The organism is uncultured Streptococcus sp. (assembly GCF_963525625.1).
Taxonomy (GTDB): Bacteria; Bacillota; Bacilli; order Lactobacillales; family Streptococcaceae; genus Streptococcus.
On the sequence record NZ_CAURLD010000007.1, the window covers coordinates 49883 to 71106 of the forward strand.

The following is a 21224-nucleotide window of genomic DNA, read 5'->3' on the forward strand; positions in this document are numbered from 1 at the left end:
CTCATGGAAACATGCGAGAGCCCTCGCATGTTTTTTTGATTGTGCAAAAACTTCCCATATCCCTTTGGAATCCTTGCTAAATCATGCTATAATTGACTTATGAACGAAGCAAAACTAAAAGACGGAGAACGAGTCAACCAGCTCTTTTCAACGGATGTCAAGATTATTCAAAACAGTGAGGTCTTCAGCTATTCGGTAGACAGCGTGCTGCTTTCCCGCTTTCCCAAGCTGCCTCAGCGGGGTCTAATCGTTGATCTCTGTGCTGGAAATGGCGCTGTTGGACTTTTTGCCAGCACTCGCACCAAGGCTCAGATTTTAGCAGTCGAGATTCAGGAACGTCTGGCAGACATGGCCGAGCGCTCCATTGAGCTCAATGATTTGACTCAGCAAATGCAGGTCATTCAGGACGATTTGAAAAACCTAGGACGCTATATCACTGGCAGCAAGGTTGATATGATTCTCTGCAATCCGCCATATTTCAAGGTTGACAAGAAATCCAATCTCAATGAAAGCCAGCACTACCTTTTAGCCCGCCACGAAATCTCAACCAATCTGGGAGAGATTTGCAAAATTGCCCAGCGAGTCCTCAAATCTAATGGTCGGTTGGCTATGGTTCATCGACCAGAACGCTTTTTAGATATTTTAGATACCATGCAAGCCCACAACCTGGCTCCCAAGCGCATCCAGTTTGTCTATCCAAAGTTGGGTAAAGAGGCCAATATGCTACTTATCGAAGCTATTAAAGATGGTTCCCGCGACGGTCTAAAAATCCTGCCTCCTCTCTTTATTCACAATCAGGACGGCAGCTACACTCCGGAGATTCACGAGATTTACTATGGAAAATAAAGCATATATGTACGTGCTTGAATGCGGGGACGGCTCCCTCTATACTGGCTACACAACGAATGTCCAAGCCCGACTCAAAAAACATCAAGCTGGCAAAGGCGCCAAGTACACCCGCGCTCGGCTGCCAGTTACCTTACTTTACCAAGAAGAACACCCTAGCAAGCCGGCTGCCATGTCGGCTGAAGCACTTTTTAAAAAGAAAACTAGACAAGCCAAACTGGCTTACATCAAAGAAAGGACTCAACATGCCTGAAATCCAGTTTAAAGGCGACTTTCATCATATCGAAATTTCCCCAGATAGTCATCTTGATATCGGTCAAGATGTCATCTTCCAATCTTTTACCAGCCTCAATGTAGCCAGCGGCGCACAACTCAAGCTAGGAACCCGGGTTTTCTTTAACGATCACTGCACTGTCCGCTGTCAGCACTCTATCGAAATCGGCAAGGACACCATGTTTGGTGATGGCGTCCGTATTTTTGACCACAATCATCAGTATTCTAATTACCATATCGAGAAGATTGATTATAGTGTTGCGCCAGTCAAGATTGGAGCTAACTGCTGGATTGGGGCCAATACTGTGATTCTCAAAGGTGTGACCATTGGTGATAATGTCATCATTGGAGCCAACAGCTTGATTTTCCAAGATATTCCCAGCAACTCTATCGCTATGAGCAAGGAAGAGCTTATCATCAAGGAGCGTCCACAGGGCAATTTCCATGCCTTTACGCTGACGGCTTCTGATACTTTGGAACAACTGGCCTATTTAGCAGAAAATCTGCCAGAATTAGAATTTCACATAGCTGCTAAGACCAATATTTCTCCTTACTTAGCCAGCTTTAATGACTATCCCAATATCAACCTCTACACCAATATTCACCAGGATGACTTTATTGAAGACTTGCTCGATAGGGCGGATATTTACTTGGATATCAATCACTGGGGAGAAGTCGACCAGATTGTTCAAAGAGCTATCAGCAAGGGGAAGCCAGTTTTGGCTTTCAGCCAAACTGCCCACCAGCCTGAAGAAAATACTTTACTTTTCGAATCGGACCAACCCCAGCAAATGGCTGATGAAATACGAAAATTAATGCAAGAAAAGTCTAGGACATAAAGGTCCTAGACTTTCTTTTGCAGTCGATATGCATTTTATTAACTTTATTCACCAGCAATGCCATTTGGAATGATAACTTCCTTGAGTAACTGCTCTTCTTCCTTGATACGAACGTAAAGGGTGATACAGTAAATCGGGAAGAGGATGAAAAGAGCAAAGTAGGCATGACTGAGCAGGGCCAAGCCCACCAATTCTGGTACAACATTCAGGAAATAATTAGGATGTTTGACATTGCGAAAGAGCCAGTGGTCAACAAACTTATGATCCTTAACCAGCATTAGCTTGATGGTCCAAACTGGTCCCAAGAGCTTAGCAACAAGGTAGAGCATAAACATAGAAAAGAGCAACAAGACAGCGCCCAATAGACTCACAAAGTCAAAAGCTGGCTTTTTCAGGATCAACTCCAGAAAGCAGACCGCGTAAAAAAGCATGTGTAGGTACTTCATGATAGTTGAGTTTTTCACCCCGTACTCCATGCCACCCTTGGCCAGAATATCCTGCTCATTCTGAGAGGATTTCCTCAAAAACACCAAACGAAAAAGCGACACAGCCGCAAAAATCACTATATTGATTGTCATAAGACCTCCTAAAATTTAATAATATATTTTATTATATAAGGAATTCCGCAGCAAAGTCAAGACTGTTGTTTACAAAAATCGACCAAGATATAAAAAAGCTGCGACTAGAATTTCTAGACAAAATCCCAGTCACAGCATCTATAAATTATTCATTTGAGCTAGGTTTCTCTCATCGGTCAGACATCACAAAATTTCAATATAGGTGCTGTATTTTTCCTTGACTTTCGGAGCGATATTGTCGTCCGTCACAACTGCACTGAGGTTGTCCAGCCGGTAAAAAGAATAGAAAGAATAGCTGTCAAACTTGCTGTTATCGGCTACAATGTATTTGCTGATGGCATTGTTAAGGATAATCGCGTCGCCGTTGCCTTCCTCTTCATTGCTGGTCGTAACATTATGACCGTCAATACCATTCGCCCCAATAAAAGCCTTAGAAACCTTGATTTCTTTCAAAAGATTATTGGCAAACTGACCGACAAAGGTTTGAGTCTTAGCCCGATAGCGTCCGCCAATCAGAATTAAATCTAAATTGGCTCTTTCTTTTAACTTTTCAAAAATTGGTAGCGAATTGGTGACGATGCTGATATTTTTGCCATCCAAATAGTCTCCTATAAAATCCGTTGTGGTGCCTGACCCAATAAAGACCGTATCCCCGTCAACAATCAAATCCGCACATTTACGGGCAATCTGCTTCTTCTCCTCAACATTCAGCATTTGCTTTTCTGAGTGAGAAATCTCGTTGAGAGCATTTTTGACCTTCTTATGGGCTCCGCCATGAACTCGGGTCAGCATGCCCTGCTTCTCCAAATCAATCAAATCCCGACGGATGGTCATATCCGTGACGCCTAGCATTTCTTTGAGATTTTTGACAGCAACCACACCTGTTTGATCCAGTTCTTGCAGAATGATTCTATGTCTACTTTCTTTCATTTTACATTCTCCTTTTGCTCCTGAATTTCTTACAGACTCACCTTCACCTTATTATACAACAGTTCCAGCATATAAACAAAGATTTGTGAATTTTTTTATTTTAAATAGCTTATATGTTGAATTTAAATCTATAAATTAGTTAATTAGTACTATTTAATCTGTTCTACAACAAGAAAACTAGACTTTATCTATATCAGCCTAGTTTTCTTCGCTTGACTATTTGTTTTTATGGCTTACTTTATATCTTATTCTAGCCACAAGCTTTTATTTTTCCTTTGCAGCGTAGGCTTCGTTACGTTTGATCATTTGTTTTCTATACCAAGCAAAGATTCCTACATAAGCTCCCAAGAAGATAACTGCACCGATGATTGCTTTAATATCACCAGTTGTAGTATTACCGATAGTCCAGCCTAGCAGCTTCTCAATCGGTCCTTCTAGCGTAGAGTGAGTGATTAATTGCGATTTGCTGACTCCTTCAGGGAAGGCACCAACACCTTTAGCAAGTTCTGTTGCGAATGGTGCAATCAGAGTTCCTGACAACAGGAAGAGCGGGAGCAAAAGACTTCCAAACACAATCATACGTAAGAGTTTGCCACGTGTAACTACCAAGAGCGCTGGAGTTACGCCCATTGCAATGATACCAGCCAATGGTAGAATACCATTCCCTACTTTAGAAAGAAGAACTGCTTCAATCAGCATGATTGGTGCAAGTACGTTAGCACAAGCCCAGATTTCAGCACGACCTGCAATAAAAGGCCAGTCCAAACCGATATTAAATTTACGGCCTTGTAGACGTTTTGTAGCAACGTTTGTAATACCTTGTGAAAGTGGTTCTACAGCTGCAATGAACCATGAACCAATCAATGAGAACAATTCCAAGCAGACACCGGCAGTCAAACCTAGAGTCAACCAACCTTTAATGACTAATTGCCAAGTATTTGCATCTTCTGCACCTGCTACAGGGTGTGGAGTTCCCATAAAACCAATGACCACCCCGAGAAGGAAACCGATAAAGAACTTAGAGCCCCAGAAACCAATCTTTTTATTCAGAGCCGCAGCATCAAAGTCATACTTATCTAACCAAGGGAAAAATTTATCAAAAATCTTATCCAAAACCATGATGACAGGATTCATCATATAGTTCATGTGAGTAGACGTCATCGGAGATGAACTTGGTGCATTCAAAAGATCATCAAATGTTGGCTTCATCAAGTCTGAGTTGATGATTTTCAAAACACCGACTAGGACAACTGCTGCAGTCGCAATCAGTAGTGATACAGCTGGACTCACATGATTGTTATCCGCATACCACTTAATTAGTAGTCCGGTGATGGACAAGTGCCAAATATCAAAGATGTCAACATCCAGTGTATCTGTCTTTTTCATAACCAGCATAACGACATTGACAATCAGCATGATAAGCAAGAAGTACAAGGTCCATGGAGAACCCCAAGTAATCGTTGCTAAAGGAGCCCAGCCAACATCTGTGATGTTAAGCTGAATGCCTGTATTTTCAACGAATTTTGCAAGTGAAGCTGAGAAAGCTCCATTCAGCATACCGATGATGGCCCCGATACCCGTCAAAGCAATGGCTAGCTTAATACCACCCTCCAAAGCTTTAGAAAATTTCACACCAAATAACAGAGCCAAGACAGTCAAGATAATCAGCATGACTATCGGGCCGCCCATTTTTATAATGGGATCAAAGAACTTATTCGCTATATCAATAATAGCATTCATAACAAAACCTCCTGGTTTAACCTTTTATAACCTAACTTAGACCATGCTCTTTAATGGCCGCTTCAATGTTGTCATACACCGGAGCACTCATAGCTGGGATACGGAAAAGAATCGGTCCTGCTTCAATAACAGGAATTTCTGGTGTGAAGCCCAAATCTGTTGCTGCAATTGGTGTAAAGATGTCGTATCCTTGAATTAAATCTTCATTGACATCCTTAACCATTACCGCATCGCAATGAATATCATAACCACGGTTTGACAACTCTTCCTCAAGGGCACTTTTGATTTGGTGGCTGGAATTCACACCAGCTCCACAGGCTGCTAAAATTTTAATCATGGTAAAAACCTCCATTTAATTTATTTGATGACTGTTGAAATATAACGAAACAAATCTTCATCAGTGTTGCACTTAGCTAACTCAGCTAAATTGCCTTGGCTAGTGAAGAAGTCCATAAGCTGTGCCAAAATGTTAGTTTGACTTGAGCTAGAATGGTTAATAATAAAGAATAAAAGAGAGACTGAAACTGTCTGTGCAGGTGCAATCATATTGTGGAAAGTCACGGGCTCTTCCAACTTAACCACAACCACATTCTCTGTTAAGTTGTGCTCAATGTCTGTATGGGGAATAGCTACATTTGGCAAGTCTTTGCCTAAAAACTCCATATCCAATCCAGTTGGAAAAGATTGCTCTCTTTTTATCAGAGCCTCTTTATAAGAAGGCTTGACAATTTTTCTCTCTTCCAGTAAGTCAGCTACCTGATAAAATAACTCTTCTTGACTTTTTGCAGTTAGACAAAAAACTAACTCTTTATCAAACAATTGAGAAAGCTCCATTATTACCTCACCTTGTTTCTTTTTGTTTGTAAATTCATTATATCATTATGATATAATATAGTCAATAGCTTATTATATCTTTTTTATTAATTGTTTGTTTACAATAATTAATAAATCGTGTACTATTTTGTTTGATTTGATAACCAAGTAACTAAATTACACTTTATGTACTTTTTGCTTATAAGATTTCTCACAAAAAACGCCACAAGATTGTGGCGCCTTTTATCATAAAATATTTAAATGTTCCAATCAAATTTTTTTACAAAAGACGAGTATAATAGCATTAACATCTCATCAAAAGAAAAAACTCCGATACATATTTGATGTATCAGAGTTCTAACTTTTTATTTATCACCCTTATTACGGATAACAAAGCCGGTTTTCTTTTCGCTAGAAGTATTGCGTGGCTTCTTGTGGTCCTTGCGGTAGCGATTTTCTTTGTCAAAACGCTCGTCTTTGCGACCTTTCTTAAATTGATCGCGACGGCCACCTCGGTTGTCATTACTGCGACGGTTGCTATTTCCGCCACGACTGCCCTTGCCTTTTCCGCCAAATCCACCGCCAGACGGTTTAAATGGCAATGGTTTTTCACGGGCAATTTCTACTTCAGGAAGAGCATCTGGATCCTGCACCGTCAAGCTGAGGATATACATAGCCAGCTCTTCTGGGCTGAATTCTGCTGCCAGCTTGCGGGCATCCTTGCCGAATTTCTCAAAGTTAGAACGGATGCTTTCATCCGCAAAATCGCGTTCAATCTTCTTAAGAGCAACTTTTTTCTTAGCTTGGAAAGCTTCCTCTGCAGTCGCTGGCTTAAGGCCTTTCATACGCTTCTTGGTCAGATTTTCGATAATCTGCAGATAACCCATTTCATTTGGTGATACGAAAGTGATAGACTGACCTGACTTACCGGCACGACCTGTCCGGCCAATCCGGTGAACATAGCTTTCTGGATCCTGCGGAATGTCATAATTGTAGACGTGGGTCACACCAGAAATGTCCAATCCACGCGCAGCCACATCTGTCGCCACCAAGACATCCAAATTGCCGTTTTTAAAGTCGCGCAGAACGCGGAGGCGCTTGCCTTGGTCCAAATCACCATGGATACCCTCTGCTCGGAAACCGCGGATTTTTAGGCCACGAGTCAGCTCGTCCACCCGACGCTTGGTCCGGCCAAAGACGATTGACAGCTCTGGCTGCTCCACGTCCATCAGGCGGGTCATAGTATCAAATTTTTCATTTTCTTTGACACGGATATAATACTGGTCCACCAGCTCTGTCGTCAGCTCTTTAGCAGCAATCTTGACATGCTCAGGCTCCTTCATGAACTTGACACCGATACGCTTGATAGCATCCGGCATGGTCGCTGAAAAGAGCAAGGTCTGACGTTCTTCTGGCACTCGTGAAATGATAGACTCAATGTCTTCCAAAAAGCCCATGTTAAGCATTTCATCCGCTTCGTCCAAAATCAAAGTTTCAATCTGATTCAGCTTAAGCGCCTTGCGTTTGATCAAGTCCAAGAGACGGCCAGGTGTTCCTACGACGATATGAGCACCAGACTTGAGGGCCTTGATTTGCTTTTCGATGCTGGAGCCACCGTAGACAGAACGCACCTTGACACCCTTGCTCCGGCCAAAACGGAAAAGCTCTTCCTGACTCTGCACAGCCAATTCACGGGTTGGAGCGATAATCAATGCTTGCACAGCAGGATTATCTGTATCAATCTTCTCCAAAGTCGGGAAGCCAAAGGCCGCTGTCTTTCCTGTCCCTGTCTGGGCCTGACCAATGACATCCTTACCTGCCATAGCAAGTGGAATCGTCTGCTCTTGAATGGGGCTTGCTTCTACAAAGCCAGCTTTTTCAATCTCTGCTAGTAATTCAGCAGATAAATGTAATTCATTAAATTTCAATGTTCTTCTTCTTTCTAAAGGCGGTGCGAAGCCACCTTATAAGGCTTTTGATACTCAACTATCGAAACATACCAAGTGCTTTTCTCTTGCTAAATCTCGATTTTCTGAGAGTATTCGCTCTTCTCTTCATAAATATGGTCTCTCAAGTCTAGGCACTAAAAAAGCGCCAACTCGGTCGCTAGTTCCCACTGAATAGAAAAACTGTATTTCTGCAACTAATCTAGTATACCACAAAAGTACCTAAAAAGATAGGACTTGGCTGTAAAATATTTTATTAGAGATTTCTTTTGTAAAAAATGAAAACTTGAAAATCATTTTCAAAAACATTATAATCTACAAAGAAGAAAGGAGACAGGTATGAATAAATTTTTACGAGTGATTTTCATTTTACTAATCTTAGCTATGCTGGGCGCAGCTACAATCCAGATTTTCCAGCCCCAGCTCTTGGGCAATGAGTCCATCTATGGTCTAGCTCCCTACTGGCAGCGGGAAATTGGTTTCTGGAATCTGGCTATTCTGCCTTTAGTCATTGCTGCCAACATAAAGTATGATTGGTTCTATCTGCGTATGACCTTGCTAGCACTGATTCTGGGCGGGCTGGGCTTTGGAACCAACCATCTGCTAGGCTATCTGGAAAAGGCGAATCAAGCCAATCTACTGGGCTGGATTGAAAATTATCTACTAGTCTTCTGCTGGATCATCGGCTGGGGACTGGAATATCGAAAAAGACAAAAAAGTGATGAAGAGACCGTCTAGATAGGCAGTTCCCTCATCGCTTTTTTCTTCACTATGAGCACTTTTCTATATTAGCCAGCAGCTCCTCAGCAAATTGACTAGTGGTCAAAGCTGCTACTCCTTCCAGCTGACTGGCAAAATCCCCTGTCACTTTTTGCTCAAAGAGAGCTTTCTCAACGGCCTTAGTCAGGAGATGAGAGACCTCCAACCAACCAATGTAATCAAAGAGCATGGCCCCTGATAAGATAAGAGAACAAGGATTAGCCTTATTTTGACCCGCTATATCTGGCGCCGTCCCATGAGTTGCTTCAAAAATAGCATGACCCGTCTCGTAATTGATATTGGCCCCTGGCGCAATACCGATTCCTCCCACCTGAGCAGCCAAGGCATCGCTGGCATAGTCACCATTTAGATTGGTCAAGGCGACAACATCAAATTTCTCTGGAAAAAGCAAAATCTGCTGCAGAAAATTATCTGCAATCACATCCTGGATGATTAGTTTTCCAGAACCCAGCTCGTCCGCATACTCTCTTTGAGCTAGTTCATAGCCCCATTTTCGAAAACCGCCCTCTGTAAATTTCTGGATATTGCCCTTGTGGACCAGAGTCACCCGGCTCAGTCCTTTGGCTAGTGCATAGTCAATAGCCGCCCGTATCAGCCGCTCGCTTCCTTGCTTAGAGATAGGCTTAATCCCAATAGCAGAGCTTTCTGGAAAGCGAATCTTGTCAACCTGCATATCCTTCTGCAGGAAATCGATAACTTTTTGGACTGCAGTTGTTTCGCTCTCCCACTCAATCCCTGCATAGATGTCTTCTGTATTTTCCCGAAAAATCGTGATATCTGTCTTCTCTGGATGCTTGAGCGGACTGGGAACTCCCTTGAAATAACGAACCGGCCGCAGGCAGGCGTAGAGGTCCAATTCTTGTCTCAGGGCCACATTCAGCGAACGAATCCCTTCTCCGACTGGGGTTTCTAGCGGGCCCTTAATAGCCACTAGATGGCTCTTAATCCTTGCCAGCGTTTCATCCGGTAGCCAGTCACCTGTCTGGTCTGCTGCTTTTTTCCCAGCCAAAACTTCCTTCCAAACAACCTTTCTCTGGCCACCATAAGCCTTTTCCACTGCCTTATCAAAGACCAGCTGGGCATTTTCCCAGATATCAACCCCAATCCCGTCTCCTTGGATGTAAGGAATAATAGGAGCATCCGGCACCTGCAACCGCCCTTTCTCAAACAAAATCTTATCTGCCATTTTATCTCCTTCCAATTGGAAGATACTCCAAACCTTGAGCACCAATATAGTTAGAACGTGGCCGAATCAGCTTATTGTTCTTGCGCTGTTCCTGAATATGGGCAATCCAACCAGCCACCCGACTCATAGCAAAAATCAGGGTGTAGATACTGCTGTCAATGCCCAGCACATGGTAAACAGTAGCCGAATAAAAATCGACATTCGGTATCAGATGCTTGGTATGCTTCATATAGGCTTCAATTTCCTCTGAAAGCTGATACCAGACCTCATCCTTGGTTCCCTGTGTCAAGTCCTTGGCCATTTGTCGCAGGTATTTTTCACGCGGATCTTGGGTCTTGTAAACCCGGTGACCAAAGCCCATAATCTTCTCGTGAGAGGCCAGCTTGCGGTCTAGGTAGGCCTGGCAATCCCCTTCCTCTCTGATCTCTTTCAGCATATCAAAGACACATTCATTAGCACCGCCATGAAGGGAGCCCTTGAGCGCTCCAACTGCTGCTGTCACGCAGGAATAAATATCGGTCAAGGTTGAGGCGCAGACTCGAGCCGCAAAGGTTGAAGCATTGAGTTCATGATCGGCATGGAGCACCAAGGCGCAGTTAAAGGCTTTGACTTCAAGCTCACTAGCCTCTTCTCCCTTTAGCATATAGAGGAAATTGGCCGCAAAACCTAAATCCTCCCGCGGCTCTATCGGAGTCTGACCCGACCTCAGTCTGGCAAAAGCCGCAATAATAGTCGGCATCTTTGCCATAAGCTGGATGCTCTGCTCATAGGTAGCTTCTAGAGATGCTTCCTCAGCATGGACATTATAAACGCCCAAAAGACTGACCGTTGAGCGCAAGACACTCATGGGATGAAGGTGCTTGCGGGACTGGATGAGAATACACTGCTCCACCGCATCGCTAATGGCATAATTAGCTCGCAGATCTTCTTCAAAATGCTTGAGCTCAATTTGAGTCGGCAAATGCAAATGCCACAGCAGATAAATCACCTCTTCAAAACTCGCTTGGTGCTCTACCAATTCAGAAATATTGTAGCCTGCATAAGACAAAGAATCATCAACAATCTGGCTAATCCTGGTATCACAGGCAATGGTATCTTTCAAACCGTCCGTCTGACTCATGCTCACACCTCCTCTAATTTCTTTCTAACGACCATGGGTAAAATTCCTCCATTTTCGTAGTAACGAATATCCGCCTCTGCATCAAAGCGCAGCCGAGCTTGAAAAGCTATTTCTTCAGCACCCTTTCGAGCTACTACATCAACTAGCTGACCAACTTGTGGGTCCTGTGGCAGATTGATGTCGAAACTTTCCTTACCTGTCAAACCCAGACTAGCCGCATTTTCACCCTCTAGATACTGCAGAGGAATAATACCCATCATGACCAGATTGGACCGGTGGATACGCTCAAAACTCTCTGCCAGCACCACCTTGACACCCAAAAGATTAGCCCCCTTAGCTGCCCAATCACGGCTGGACCCCATACCGTAGTCTTTGCCAGCTAGGACAATGGTGCCAATTTGCTCCTCTTTGTAGCGCATGGCCGCCTCATAAATGGATAGCAACTCTCCTTTATAATCTGTGTAACCACCAATTTTCCCATCCGCCAATTCATTTTTAATCCGAATATTGGCAAAAGTCCCCCGCATCATGACCTCATGATTGCCCCGACGGCTGCCATAAGAATTAAACTCTTGGTAATCCACTCCGTGCTCCAGTAAATAGGAAGCCGCTGGGCTGTTTCTGGCAATATTTCCTGCTGGGGAGATATGGTCTGTCGTCACCGTATCCCCAAATTTTGCCAGCACTGCAAGATTTTTCAGTGGTTGAATGGCTAAATCATCAGCTAAGCCATCAAAGTAAGGTGGATTTTGAATATAGGTCGAAGCCTGGTTCCACTGATAATTTTGAGAAGACGCTGTCGGAATCTGATTCCATTTTTCATTGTCGTCAAACACATGGGCATATTCTTTTTCAAAAAGCTGGCGCGTCACGTATTTTTGAACATAATCTGCAACCAAATCGTGCTCTGGCATCAAATCCATCAAATAAACAGGCTGCCCCTTTTGATCATAACCCAACGGCTCACTAGTCAGATCAATATTGGTATTTCCAGCCAGAGCATAGGCAACTACCAAGGGCGGACTAGCTAGGAAATTGGCCTTGACCAATGGATTGATCCGTCCTTCAAAATTCCGATTTCCTGAAAGAACAGCACTAGCCAGCAAGTCAGTATCCGTAATCGCCTGAGCCACTTCCGGTCGGAGATCGCCTGAATTTCCAATACAAGTGGTGCAGCCATAGCCGACAAGATTGAAACCAAGCTGATCCAGATAAGTTTGCAGACCACTCTTCTTGAGATAGCCTGTGACTACCTTGCTGCCCGGAGCCAAAGAAGTTTTGACAGTCTTTGAAACCTGTAAGCCTTTTTCTACTGCTTTCTTGGCCAAAAGCCCTGCCGCCATCAGCACATAGGGATTAGATGTATTGGTACAGCTAGTAATAGCAGCGATAGCCACATGACCCGTCTTAATCGTCTCATCATGGTCAGAAAACTGGACCACTGCAGACTTTTCTAGCTCGTTCTCATCTAATCCAAAGCCTCGGACCCCCGCTTCTCTCACTATACTAGCTTGAAATTCTTCTTTAGCAGCTGTTAATTCAATCAAATCTTGGGGTCGCTTGGGTCCTGAGATACTCGGCACAATGCTGGACAAATCAATTTCGACTACCTTGGTATAGTTCGGCTCAACCTTTTCATTATAGAAGAGGTGATTTTTTTGAGCATAGAGACGGGTCAGCTCGATATGATCTTCTGATCGATTGGTCAGGCGCATATAATTGAGCGTTTCCTCATCTATCGGAAAATAACCACAGGTAGCTCCGTATTCCGGCGCCATATTAGCCACTGTTGCTCGGTCAGCCAGGCTTAGATTAGACAAACCAGGCCCAAAGAACTCGACAAATTTGCCAACAACATTTTCCTGCCGCAAGATTTGCGTAACCTTTAAAGCTAAATCCGTCGCAGTCGCAATCTTAGGCAGCTTGCCCAAGATACGAACACCAATCACCTCAGGAACTGGAAAATATGAAGCCTCACCTAGCATGGCAGCTTCAGCCTCAATCCCACCGACTCCCCAGCCCAGAACACCGATACCATTAATCATAGTCGTATGACTGTCCGTCCCAAACATGCTGTCCGGATAGAGTTGGCCATCCTTTTCAATGATGACATCACTGAGAAACTCGATATTGACCTGATGGATAATCCCCGTAGCAGGAGGAACAGCTCGATAATTATCAAAAGATTTTTCTGCCCATTTGAGAAATTCGTAGCGCTCATTATTGCGGACAAACTCTTGGTTCATATTGGCCTCCAGAGCTGTGTCACGGCCATAAAAGTCCACCTGAACACTGTGGTCAATGACTAAATCGACCGGAATCTCTGGATTAATCTGATCGGCTTGGCCTCCCTGCCCGACAATAGCATCGCGCATACTAGCCAAATCCACCACAACAGGAACACCCGTAAAATCCTGGAGAATGACTCGACTAGGCTTAAAAGGAACTTCTCCGCTTGGTGATTTAGCTTGATAATGCATCAAAGAAACAATGTTATCTTTTATTACGTCAACACCATCTTCCTTACGAAGAATACTTTCTAATAATATGCGAATAGAATAAGGAAGTTCTTCTATATCCCCTCCTAGTAGAGCTGAGGCTTTCCCAAGGTCTGTGTATTGGTATGTTTTGCCTTTATAATTTAAATCGCTTAGGTATTCTGCCATATTTCTACCCCTCACTTATTTTAAATTGTCTTATATTATACTTTATTATGAAATTTTATGCAATAAAAATTATAATTTTTATGTTATATTTTATGACATAAAATAACAGTTTTTTTAATACATGCAAACTGTACTAATAATTATTTTTCCCAAGCACGAAAAAACAAGCACCATTCTCGGTGCTTGTTAAAGGTAAAATAATCTCAAATGTTCACTTCTTATTGGCTAGCCATTTAAGAAGCTTAGTCAGGAGTCCCCAGATGATTAGACTAATAACAACAATATAAATCCAGGCATTTTTATCATTAGACAAAGGCAGAGGAACATTCATACCAAAGAAACCAGTGATAACTGCAAGCACTGCCAGAAGGACCGAAATAATGGTCAAGACCGTCAAATTGTCATTCAGATTGTTGTTCAGGATGTTATTGTAGGAGCCAGAAAGCTGGCTGAGAACTTGAGCAATCAGATCAGTCATCGAAACAAGCTGACGAGCTTCAATCATAGCATCCTCAAACTGCTCGGTTTCTAATTCATCAAAACGGCGGTAAATGCCGTGGCTTTTGATATGTTCTAGGAGCATGTGATTCTGCTTGGCAGCTGCAAGCAGGTAGACCATAGATGTTTCCAAGTCGGACAGAGCAAAAAGATGCTTTTTGGTAGTTGTCTGACGCAGGAGAGCATTAATCTCATCCTTGCGCTTGTCCATCCGCTCAACGACTGGATAGTAAGAATTGGAGACCAACTCCAGACTAGCGAAGAGAAACTTATAGACCGATACTGGCTCATGATGCTCAGTATAGGCTTTCATCATGTCCACAACATAGGCATTGTCTTGATTACTAATGGTGATGAGACGCCCCTGCTGCACCACAAAGGTCATGGGAATCGTCTCATAATGTTCCTTGTCTGTCGCTAGATTAAGGACATTGTAGATAAAGACAACCGTTCCATTCTCACGATTGTAGTCCATGTGAGCCCGCTCGTTCTTATCGAGTGCATACTCGATGGTCTCCTGATCAATTTCATAATCCTGATAAATACGGGCATTCTTTTTGAAACTATCTGAGTCAATGTTGATCCAGACAGATTGATCTTTTAGCTTTCTTTCCAGAAACATGGAGCTCCTTTCTATGAGGTAGAATGATTCTCTAATAAACTAGCGCCAACTTCACAAACTCTTCCTGCAAGTAAATATGCAATGTCGAAGCATAAAACCAATCAAATTAATTAGCTCGCCTAATGAAAGTAGTCAAGTGGCTAGCAAGGGTCCAACAGAACTCGGCCTTAGTAACTTTAGTTTGTTATACAATCATAACAATCCCATTCACTACGACACGAAGAGGCGAAAACGATTATTTTTTCGCCGATGAGTTAATAAGGCAGTTAACTAGTCTATACAATAGCACCTAGCGTCCAACAATTAGGAACTTTAGTTCCAATTGTTGGTACTGAGTTACATCTTCTCTTCCAGTCTGACATCTGGATACTTGTCCGCAAACCAGCGCAGGGCAAAGTCATTTTCAAAGAGGAAGACTGGCTGATCAAAGCGGTCTTTGGCCAGGATGTTACGGCTAGAAGACATACGTTCGTCCAGGTCATCCGGTGAAATCCAACGGACAGTCTTTTTGCCCATAGGATTCATGACCACTTCAGCATTGTATTCATTTTCCATGCGGTGCTTGAAGACCTCAAACTGGAGCTGACCGACAGCGCCCAGCATATACTCGCCTGTCTGGTAGTTAGTATAAAGCTGAATGGCTCCCTCTTGCACTAGCTGCTCAATCCCCTTATGGAAGGATTTTTGCTTCATAACATTCTTAGCCGAAACTTTCATAAAGATCTCTGGAGTAAAGGTTGGCAGAGGCTCAAATTCAAACTTATTCTTACCTACAGTCAGGGTGTCACCGACCTGATAAGTCCCCGTATCATAAACCCCGATAATATCACCAGCTACAGCATTGGTCACATTCTCCCGACTCTCGGCCATAAACTGGGTAACATTAGACAGCTTAGCAGACTTGCCAGTGCGAGGCAGATTGACACTCATACCGCGCTCGAACTCGCCAGAAACGATACGGACAAAGGCGATACGGTCGCGGTGGCGCGGGTCCATATTGGCCTGAATCTTAAAGACAAAGCCTGAAAAGTCTGGGCTGAGTGGCTCGACTACCTCACCATCTGTCTTCTTGTGGCCATGCGGTTCCGGAGCAAACTTGAGGAAGGTTTCCAGGAATGTCTGGACGCCAAAGTTGGTCAGGGCTGAGCCAAAGAAAACAGGTGTCAACTTGCCCTCCAAAATCGCTTCTTCTGAGAATTCATTTCCAGCTTCGCTCAAGAGCTCAATGTCTTCCTTAACTTGCTCATAGAAAGGGTTAGAAGCAAACAGTTGGTCACCTTCTGCCAGAGTCGCAAAGCGCTCCTCGCCCTTATAAAGCTCCAGCCGCTCATTGTAGAGGTCATAAAGACCTTCAAAACTCTTCCCCATGCCAATCGGCCAATTCATCGGGTAGCTAGCAATGCCCAAAATCTCTTCTAGTTCTTCCAGCAAGTCCAAGGGCTCGCGACCGTCACGGTCCAGCTTGTTCATAAAAGTGAAGACTGGAATATTCCGATGCTTGACAACCTCAAAGAGCTTCTTGGTCTGAGCCTCAATCCCCTTGGCCGAGTCAATAACCATGACCGCAGCATCCACTGCCATCAAGGTCCGGTAAGTATCTTCGGAGAAGTCCTCGTGCCCTGGCGTATCCAGGATATTGACCCGCTTGCCATCGTAGTCAAACTGCATAACAGAGGAAGTCACTGAAATCCCCCGCTGCTTCTCAATATCCATCCAGTCCGACTTGGCAAAATTACCCGTCTTTTTTCCCTTAACTGTCCCAGCCTCACGAATCTCGCCTCCGAAGTAGAGTAACTGCTCCGTGATGGTCGTTTTCCCCGCGTCCGGGTGGGAGATAATGGCAAAGGTCCGGCGTTTCTTAATTTCTTCTTGTAAAGTCATCTTCTTCTCTTTCTTTCATTTAGGATAATGGTGAATCTTAGTATTTGTTTTTTTATCTTACATCGAAGTATTTCAATCCTTTCAACCTACCTATTATAGCGGATTTAGCGCTTTTTTTCAATGATCTAAAGAAGATAAAAATCGCCCTCTCGAGCGATTCTATTCTCCTATGTCAATAAAATTTCTCTTATAATCTGACAATGACACTGCTAAAGAGGAAAATTGCAAAGATTAAGATTAAAACCAGTAAATAGAGCCGGTTCTTCTTTCTCTTCAGCTGTCACAGAAGTGTCTAGCTCGACCAACTTAAAGAGTTGATAGACAAACAGCCCATTTGTTACTAGAAGCAAAGCAAGTCATAATTAAGCTTTCTAATTAAAAAAATCCTGCCACATTAACTTGACAGGAGCTGTAAATTTGAAGTGAACTAACTGCGGACCAGACTTAACTGCTTTTTCCACCGTATCTTAAACAATATGTCAAAGAGAACCAGAGCCAGAGAAAGGATGACCGACACAAGAAGGTACTTTATCCATAGGGGGGCATCAGGGATAAAAGGCGGACTTTTTAGCAGACCGTAATTCCCCCCCGTCACTTGATTAACGCCGACTAGGAAAAGATTAAGCCCAAAGGTGTAAGCTACAATCATGTATTTCTTGAGCAAGGTCTTGTCGTAGTGATTCATCAGATAAATCAAGGAATTAACCAAAAGGGCATAGTGGCCAATTAAGAAAGAAATGCTGGTAATGTGCGGGAAATCATAGGGGTCAAAGACTGGGTAGCCCAAGGCAAAGACCGCTCCGCTGGCTCCTAAAAGAGCAAAATACTGCTTGCTGCGCCATTTGTCCGGCAAAAAAACCACCGCGAACATCGCCAGGCGGCAATGATAAAAAGGCAAGCTGTTGGAAAAGGGAATCCGAAAACCAAAATACCAGCTATAAAGCATCAACAGCTGGGCAATCTGAATCCACTTAAAAGCCTTGACAAAACGCGGATTATCATGGTATTTGAGCGAGCTCCAAATAGACAGCAAAACCAGAGCAATCATCACAGCATACCATAAAATCGAGATAGGCGGTGCCACCGTTTTTGTCGTTGTTAAAAAATCTTTCATAAATCCTCCGTTAGATAATTAAGTTAGGCTGACTGTCTTGGTTTGCTCCACGCGCTTAAAAATGTCAGACACCAAGCAAACTGCTGCACTTAAGACGATTGAGACAAGCAGATAATTGAGCAAGAGTCCGTGATTGCCAACAAGCGGCGGATCTGTGAGAAATCCATAAGACCCCCTCGTCAATAGATTGATGACCAGCAAAAAAGTATTCATCAGAAAGGTCGTCCACACCACTCGCTGCCAGCTCATAGAGAAAGTATGATAATATCTGAAAAGATAAATCAAACAATTTCCCAAGAGCGCTAAATGGCCAATGATAAAGGACAAAATAGTGATATGGGGAAAAGGATAGGGATCGAAAATCGGATAAATAAAGGCTACAATCGAGCCAAAAGTCCCCAAAAGTGCAAAATAAAATTTATACACTGAGCGATTAGGCAGAAACATCAAGGCAAACATGGCCATTCTGCAATGATAAAAAGGCAGACTCTCAGACAAAGGGGCAGCAGTCAGCATATACCAAGAGTAGAGGCCTATCAGCTGACAAGCTTGCATCCCAACAAATAACCGCTGGTAAGCTTTCCGATTGTAGTAGCGATAGGAAAGCCAGATAATCGCAAATACCAGCCCCAAAAGAACAAAATACCAAAGTCCCAGTTGAGGCGGTTCGGTTTTATTGGTTGTAAACATATCTCTTATTCCCATCTCCTAAACTCCCATTCTAATATAAGGTTTGAACAAGGCTGGGGTTCCCTGTTGTTGCTTATAATTCCCCCTCCAAGTCCTCTACCAGCTTAGCCAGATTCATGGAATTGCTGCCTTTGAGAAGGATTTGGTCAGCAGAGGTTAGACTCTCTCTGACAGCTTTAGTCAACTGTTCAAACTGATCTTTCTCGTCATTTTTGATAAAGTAATGCACCTTGCCTGGCGGGTAGATTTCCTTGGCATAGTCATAGAGGGCTTCCATGTCTTGTCCATAAAGGAAAAGGTCGGTCACAATTTCTGGATTGAGGCTAGTAATCATCGAGCCGTGCATGGACTTAGAGTCCGCTCCCAGCTCTTTCATATCCGCCAGTACCGCCAATTTTCGTCCGCCTGGATTGGCCGGAATGGTCGAGAAAGTCTCAAGAATCAAGCGCATGGCTGTTGGATTGGCATTATAGACATCCGATAGGACATCCGCGCCATTACCAGCTTTCTTCCACTCCGTTCGATTGCGGGTCAGCTCTAGCTCAGAAAAGGCTTGAGCAATAGCCGCCTCAGATACCCCCTCCTGCAGAGCCACATAGGCCGCAATCATGGCATTAGTTGCGTTGTACTTGCCAGTTACAGGCAGGTCAATCCTTTGCTCTAAAAAGTTACATTCAAAGCTCAAGCTGTCCTTGCGCTCTTCCAGACGCGTCAGGAAGATATCCGCATCAGGACCAAAGCGAACCAGTTTGCAGTCTTCTGGCAAAAATTCATTGACAATCTTATCCGCCGGAACGATCAAGAGACCGTCTTTTCTCAAGCCGTCCGCAATCTGCATCTTGCCGTGGGCAATCTCAGCTCGGCTGCCGAAAAATTCCAGATGGGCTTCTCCGACCAGAGTTACAATGCCCGTCTTTGGTTTGGCAAGTTCAGACAGGAGATGAATATCGCCCAAGTGGTCCTGCCCCATTTCTAAGACAAGTTTCTCTGTGTCCTCAGGCATGTGAAGAACCGTATAAGGCAGACCGATTTCATTATTGTAATTACCTTGTGTCTTATAGGTCTTGTAAGTGGTTGCTAGTAGTTGTGCCAGCATGTCCTTGGTTGTCGTTTTGCCGTTGGAACCTGTCACCGCCAGCACGTCCACTTGCATCTTTTCCAGATAATACTGAGCCAAGCGCTGGAAGGCTGTCAGGACATCATCGACCAAGATATAAACCCCCTCTGTCACTGGACGCTCAGATAGGGTGGCAGCAGCTCCCTGAGCAAAGGCTGTCGCAATAAAGTCGTGGCCGTCACGCGCTCCCTTAAGCGGCACAAAAAGGCCACCCGACTCAATCAAACGGCTGTCAAACTCTGCATTCCTAAGAGAGACATTTTCAAACTGAGTCACATCATTTTTCGCAGATAGGACTTCTGCAATTTCATATAAATCTAGTTTCATACTTCTTCCTCATTTTTCGGTTTGCTCGCAAAAAGAAAGGACCGAAAATTTTCAGCCCCTCTATTATATCATATTTTAGAGAAGATGCGCCTCTCTCTTAGCAAATGCCTCTTCAGCTAGACCAACTAACTTCTCAATCAATTCAGGATAGGCCAGCCCCATATTTTCCCAGAGTAGTGGATACATGGACCACTGGGTAAAACCTGGCATGGTATTGAGTTCATTAAGGAAGACCTGACCATCTTCTGTATAGAAGAAATCACAGCGGGACAGTCCCAGACCGCCCAGAGCTCGGAAAGCTGCCTCTGCATTTTGACGCATCAGGCTCACCACTTTTTCTGGAATCTTAGCTGGAATATCCATGGTAATTTTATTATCAATGTATTTGGCTTCGTAGTCATAGAAAGCCACGTCCTTGACCACTTCTCCAGGCAGGGTACTCTTGACGTCAACATTGCCTAGAAGTCCAACCTCAATCTCACGAGCTGTCACTCCTTGCTCGACCAGTACCCGACTGTCGTATTTGAAAGCCAGGTCCAGAGAAGCACGCAGTTCTGCTTGGTTCTCCGATTTAGAAATGCCTACACTGGAGCCCATATTGGAAGGTTTGGTGAAGACTGGATAGGTCAATTTCTCCTCAATTTCTTGGATTTTTTGCTCTAGATCCTCACCATCTACCAGCGCTACATAAGGGACTTGGGCAATGCCTGCCGATTCCAGCACTCGCTTGGTCGTGATTTTATCCATGGCTAGGCCAGAAGATAAAATATTACAGCCGACATAAGGCACTTTGAGTACTTCTAAGAAGCCTTGAATAGAACCATCTTCGCCCATGGGACCATGCAGGACCGGAAAGACCACCGCTCCTTTTTCGTAAATATCGCTGGGCTTGATCTTCCGAGACATATCAACTGTGGCATTGGTCATCAGCTTCTCATCAGCCGCCGGCGTTGCTTCAAATTCCTGAGTTTGGATAAAGTCTCCATCCTTGGTGATGAAGTAAGTTTTCACCAAGAATCTATCATAATTGACAGCCCGCATGACGCTCTCAGCTGATAATACCGAAACTTCCCGCTCTGCACTGCGTCCGCCATACAATAAAATCAATCTTTGTTTTGCCATGATTTTTCCTATCATTTTCTAAAAATAGTACGATTTACAAAAGCTGCCAGCCCGAGAAGAATCAGGCTCAAAAGCTTGGTTTTGCATCTACCTAGCTAGTCGATTCTTCTAAGCAGGAGCTTCTGTATCAGTCCGT

The 21224-nt window shown here is 43.8% G+C and carries 19 protein-coding genes; 4 read left to right on the top strand and 15 right to left on the bottom strand.

The features are described 5' to 3' along the window. Positions 1 to 99 precede the first annotated feature (99 nt). The 3 genes from RYK49_RS05435 to RYK49_RS05445 are packed head-to-tail and all read left to right on the top strand — an operon-like array spanning position 100 to position 1958. On the top strand, positions 100 to 846 hold the full coding sequence (locus tag RYK49_RS05435) for a tRNA1(Val) (adenine(37)-N6)-methyltransferase (RefSeq protein WP_223314637.1): 747 nt from the start codon (positions 100 to 102) through the stop codon (positions 844 to 846). After that, positions 836 to 1099: a GIY-YIG nuclease family protein gene (locus tag RYK49_RS05440; protein ID WP_002910268.1), complete on the top strand. Its 264-nt coding sequence runs from the start codon at positions 836 to 838 to the stop codon at positions 1097 to 1099. Before RYK49_RS05435 ends, RYK49_RS05440 begins: the two co-directional genes overlap by 11 nt. After that, positions 1092 to 1958 (top strand): DapH/DapD/GlmU-related protein, encoded by an 867-nt coding sequence (locus RYK49_RS05445; RefSeq protein ID WP_002910269.1) that lies wholly within the window; start codon positions 1092 to 1094, stop codon positions 1956 to 1958. Before RYK49_RS05440 ends, RYK49_RS05445 begins: the two co-directional genes overlap by 8 nt. Before the next feature lie 44 nt (positions 1959 to 2002). Here the strand turns inward: RYK49_RS05445 and RYK49_RS05450 are convergent, their stop codons facing one another. The 6 genes from RYK49_RS05450 to RYK49_RS05475 form a co-directional block, all read right to left on the bottom strand. Further along, a complete protein-coding gene (locus tag RYK49_RS05450) occupies positions 2003 to 2536 on the bottom strand; it encodes an isoprenylcysteine carboxyl methyltransferase family protein (RefSeq protein ID WP_002910270.1) in 534 nt (177 codons plus the stop codon). 183 nt (positions 2537 to 2719) lie between these two features. Then, positions 2720 to 3466, bottom strand: coding sequence for a DeoR/GlpR family DNA-binding transcription regulator (locus tag RYK49_RS05455; protein WP_002900848.1), 747 nt, complete (start codon positions 3464 to 3466; stop codon positions 2720 to 2722). 264 nt (positions 3467 to 3730) lie between these two features. Further along, positions 3731 to 5206, bottom strand: coding sequence for a PTS galactitol transporter subunit IIC (locus RYK49_RS05460; RefSeq protein WP_002910271.1), 1476 nt, complete (start codon positions 5204 to 5206; stop codon positions 3731 to 3733). A gap of 31 nt (positions 5207 to 5237) precedes the next feature. Then, on the bottom strand, positions 5238 to 5543 hold the full coding sequence (locus tag RYK49_RS05465) for a PTS sugar transporter subunit IIB (RefSeq protein WP_314830248.1): 306 nt from the start codon (positions 5541 to 5543) through the stop codon (positions 5238 to 5240). A 20-nt stretch (positions 5544 to 5563) separates the two neighbouring features. Then, a complete protein-coding gene (locus tag RYK49_RS05470; RefSeq protein WP_314830247.1) occupies positions 5564 to 6040 on the bottom strand; it encodes a PTS sugar transporter subunit IIA in 477 nt (158 codons plus the stop codon). A 344-nt stretch (positions 6041 to 6384) separates the two neighbouring features. Then, positions 6385 to 7947 (bottom strand): DEAD/DEAH box helicase, encoded by a 1563-nt coding sequence (locus RYK49_RS05475; RefSeq protein WP_314830246.1) that lies wholly within the window; start codon positions 7945 to 7947, stop codon positions 6385 to 6387. 357 nt (positions 7948 to 8304) lie between these two features. Here RYK49_RS05475 and RYK49_RS05480 point away from each other — a divergent pair, with 357 nt between their 5' ends. Then, positions 8305 to 8703, top strand: coding sequence for a hypothetical protein (locus RYK49_RS05480; protein ID WP_061589218.1), 399 nt, complete (start codon positions 8305 to 8307; stop codon positions 8701 to 8703). A 31-nt stretch (positions 8704 to 8734) separates the two neighbouring features. Here RYK49_RS05480 and icd read toward each other — a convergent pair whose 3' ends face one another. The 9 genes from icd to RYK49_RS05525 all read right to left on the bottom strand — a co-directional run bounded on the left by icd (position 8735) and on the right by RYK49_RS05525 (position 21088). Then, a complete protein-coding gene (gene icd, locus RYK49_RS05485) occupies positions 8735 to 9946 on the bottom strand; it encodes an NADP-dependent isocitrate dehydrogenase (protein ID WP_314830245.1) in 1212 nt (403 codons plus the stop codon). Further along, the gene (locus tag RYK49_RS05490; RefSeq protein ID WP_314830244.1) at positions 9933 to 11051 is read right to left on the bottom strand and encodes a citrate synthase; all 1119 of its coding nucleotides are present in this window, start codon (positions 11049 to 11051) and stop codon (positions 9933 to 9935) included. The genes icd and RYK49_RS05490 overlap by 14 nt, the downstream gene beginning before the upstream one ends. Positions 11052 to 11053: 2 nt before the next feature. Further along, on the bottom strand, positions 11054 to 13717 hold the full coding sequence (acnA, locus tag RYK49_RS05495) for an aconitate hydratase AcnA (protein WP_314865139.1): 2664 nt from the start codon (positions 13715 to 13717) through the stop codon (positions 11054 to 11056). Positions 13718 to 13928: 211 nt separating this feature from the next. Further along, positions 13929 to 14837 carry a magnesium transporter CorA family protein gene (locus tag RYK49_RS05500; RefSeq protein ID WP_314830242.1) on the bottom strand — a complete coding sequence of 303 codons (909 nt, stop codon included), beginning with the start codon at positions 14835 to 14837 and terminating at the stop codon, positions 13929 to 13931. 336 nt (positions 14838 to 15173) lie between these two features. Continuing rightward, positions 15174 to 16718 carry a peptide chain release factor 3 gene (locus tag RYK49_RS05505; RefSeq protein ID WP_314364801.1) on the bottom strand — a complete coding sequence of 515 codons (1545 nt, stop codon included), beginning with the start codon at positions 16716 to 16718 and terminating at the stop codon, positions 15174 to 15176. 427 nt (positions 16719 to 17145) lie between these two features. Continuing rightward, on the bottom strand, positions 17146 to 17832 hold the full coding sequence (locus tag RYK49_RS05510; protein WP_314830239.1) for a TIGR02206 family membrane protein: 687 nt from the start codon (positions 17830 to 17832) through the stop codon (positions 17146 to 17148). An 18-nt stretch (positions 17833 to 17850) separates the two neighbouring features. After that, a complete protein-coding gene (locus RYK49_RS05515; protein WP_314830238.1) occupies positions 17851 to 18537 on the bottom strand; it encodes a TIGR02206 family membrane protein in 687 nt (228 codons plus the stop codon). A gap of 58 nt (positions 18538 to 18595) precedes the next feature. Next, positions 18596 to 19966 carry a UDP-N-acetylmuramoyl-tripeptide--D-alanyl-D-alanine ligase gene (gene murF, locus RYK49_RS05520; protein ID WP_314830237.1) on the bottom strand — a complete coding sequence of 457 codons (1371 nt, stop codon included), beginning with the start codon at positions 19964 to 19966 and terminating at the stop codon, positions 18596 to 18598. A 75-nt stretch (positions 19967 to 20041) separates the two neighbouring features. Beyond that, positions 20042 to 21088, bottom strand: a complete 1047-nt coding sequence (locus RYK49_RS05525; protein WP_314830236.1) for a D-alanine--D-alanine ligase — start codon at positions 21086 to 21088, stop codon at positions 20042 to 20044. Positions 21089 to 21224: the final 136 nt, after the last annotated feature.

What these genes read in the sequence shown, in the direction of transcription:
- RYK49_RS05445 (WP_002910269.1), top strand. Translation starts at nt 1,092, where the DNA reads ATGCCTGAAATCCAGTTTAAAGGCGACTTTCATCATATCGAAATTTCC.
- RYK49_RS05515 (WP_314830238.1), bottom strand. Translation starts at nt 18,537, where the DNA reads ATGGGAATAAGAGATATGTTTACAACCAATAAAACCGAACCGCCTCAA.
- RYK49_RS05525 (WP_314830236.1), bottom strand. Translation starts at nt 21,088, where the DNA reads ATGGCAAAACAAAGATTGATTTTATTGTATGGCGGACGCAGTGCAGAG.
- RYK49_RS05505 (WP_314364801.1), bottom strand. Translation starts at nt 16,718, where the DNA reads ATGACTTTACAAGAAGAAATTAAGAAACGCCGGACCTTTGCCATTATC.
- RYK49_RS05460 (WP_002910271.1), bottom strand. Translation starts at nt 5,206, where the DNA reads ATGAATGCTATTATTGATATAGCGAATAAGTTCTTTGATCCCATTATA.
- RYK49_RS05440 (WP_002910268.1), top strand. Translation starts at nt 836, where the DNA reads ATGGAAAATAAAGCATATATGTACGTGCTTGAATGCGGGGACGGCTCC.
- RYK49_RS05465 (WP_314830248.1), bottom strand. Translation starts at nt 5,543, where the DNA reads ATGATTAAAATTTTAGCAGCCTGTGGAGCTGGTGTGAATTCCAGCCAC.
- RYK49_RS05490 (WP_314830244.1), bottom strand. Translation starts at nt 11,051, where the DNA reads ATGAGTCAGACGGACGGTTTGAAAGATACCATTGCCTGTGATACCAGG.
- RYK49_RS05455 (WP_002900848.1), bottom strand. Translation starts at nt 3,466, where the DNA reads ATGAAAGAAAGTAGACATAGAATCATTCTGCAAGAACTGGATCAAACA.
- acnA (WP_314865139.1), bottom strand. Translation starts at nt 13,717, where the DNA reads ATGGCAGAATACCTAAGCGATTTAAATTATAAAGGCAAAACATACCAA.
- murF (WP_314830237.1), bottom strand. Translation starts at nt 19,966, where the DNA reads ATGAAACTAGATTTATATGAAATTGCAGAAGTCCTATCTGCGAAAAAT.
- RYK49_RS05450 (WP_002910270.1), bottom strand. Translation starts at nt 2,536, where the DNA reads ATGACAATCAATATAGTGATTTTTGCGGCTGTGTCGCTTTTTCGTTTG.
- RYK49_RS05510 (WP_314830239.1), bottom strand. Translation starts at nt 17,832, where the DNA reads ATGAAAGATTTTTTAACAACGACAAAAACGGTGGCACCGCCTATCTCG.
- RYK49_RS05500 (WP_314830242.1), bottom strand. Translation starts at nt 14,837, where the DNA reads ATGTTTCTGGAAAGAAAGCTAAAAGATCAATCTGTCTGGATCAACATT.
- RYK49_RS05470 (WP_314830247.1), bottom strand. Translation starts at nt 6,040, where the DNA reads ATGGAGCTTTCTCAATTGTTTGATAAAGAGTTAGTTTTTTGTCTAACT.
- RYK49_RS05435 (WP_223314637.1), top strand. Translation starts at nt 100, where the DNA reads ATGAACGAAGCAAAACTAAAAGACGGAGAACGAGTCAACCAGCTCTTT.
- RYK49_RS05480 (WP_061589218.1), top strand. Translation starts at nt 8,305, where the DNA reads ATGAATAAATTTTTACGAGTGATTTTCATTTTACTAATCTTAGCTATG.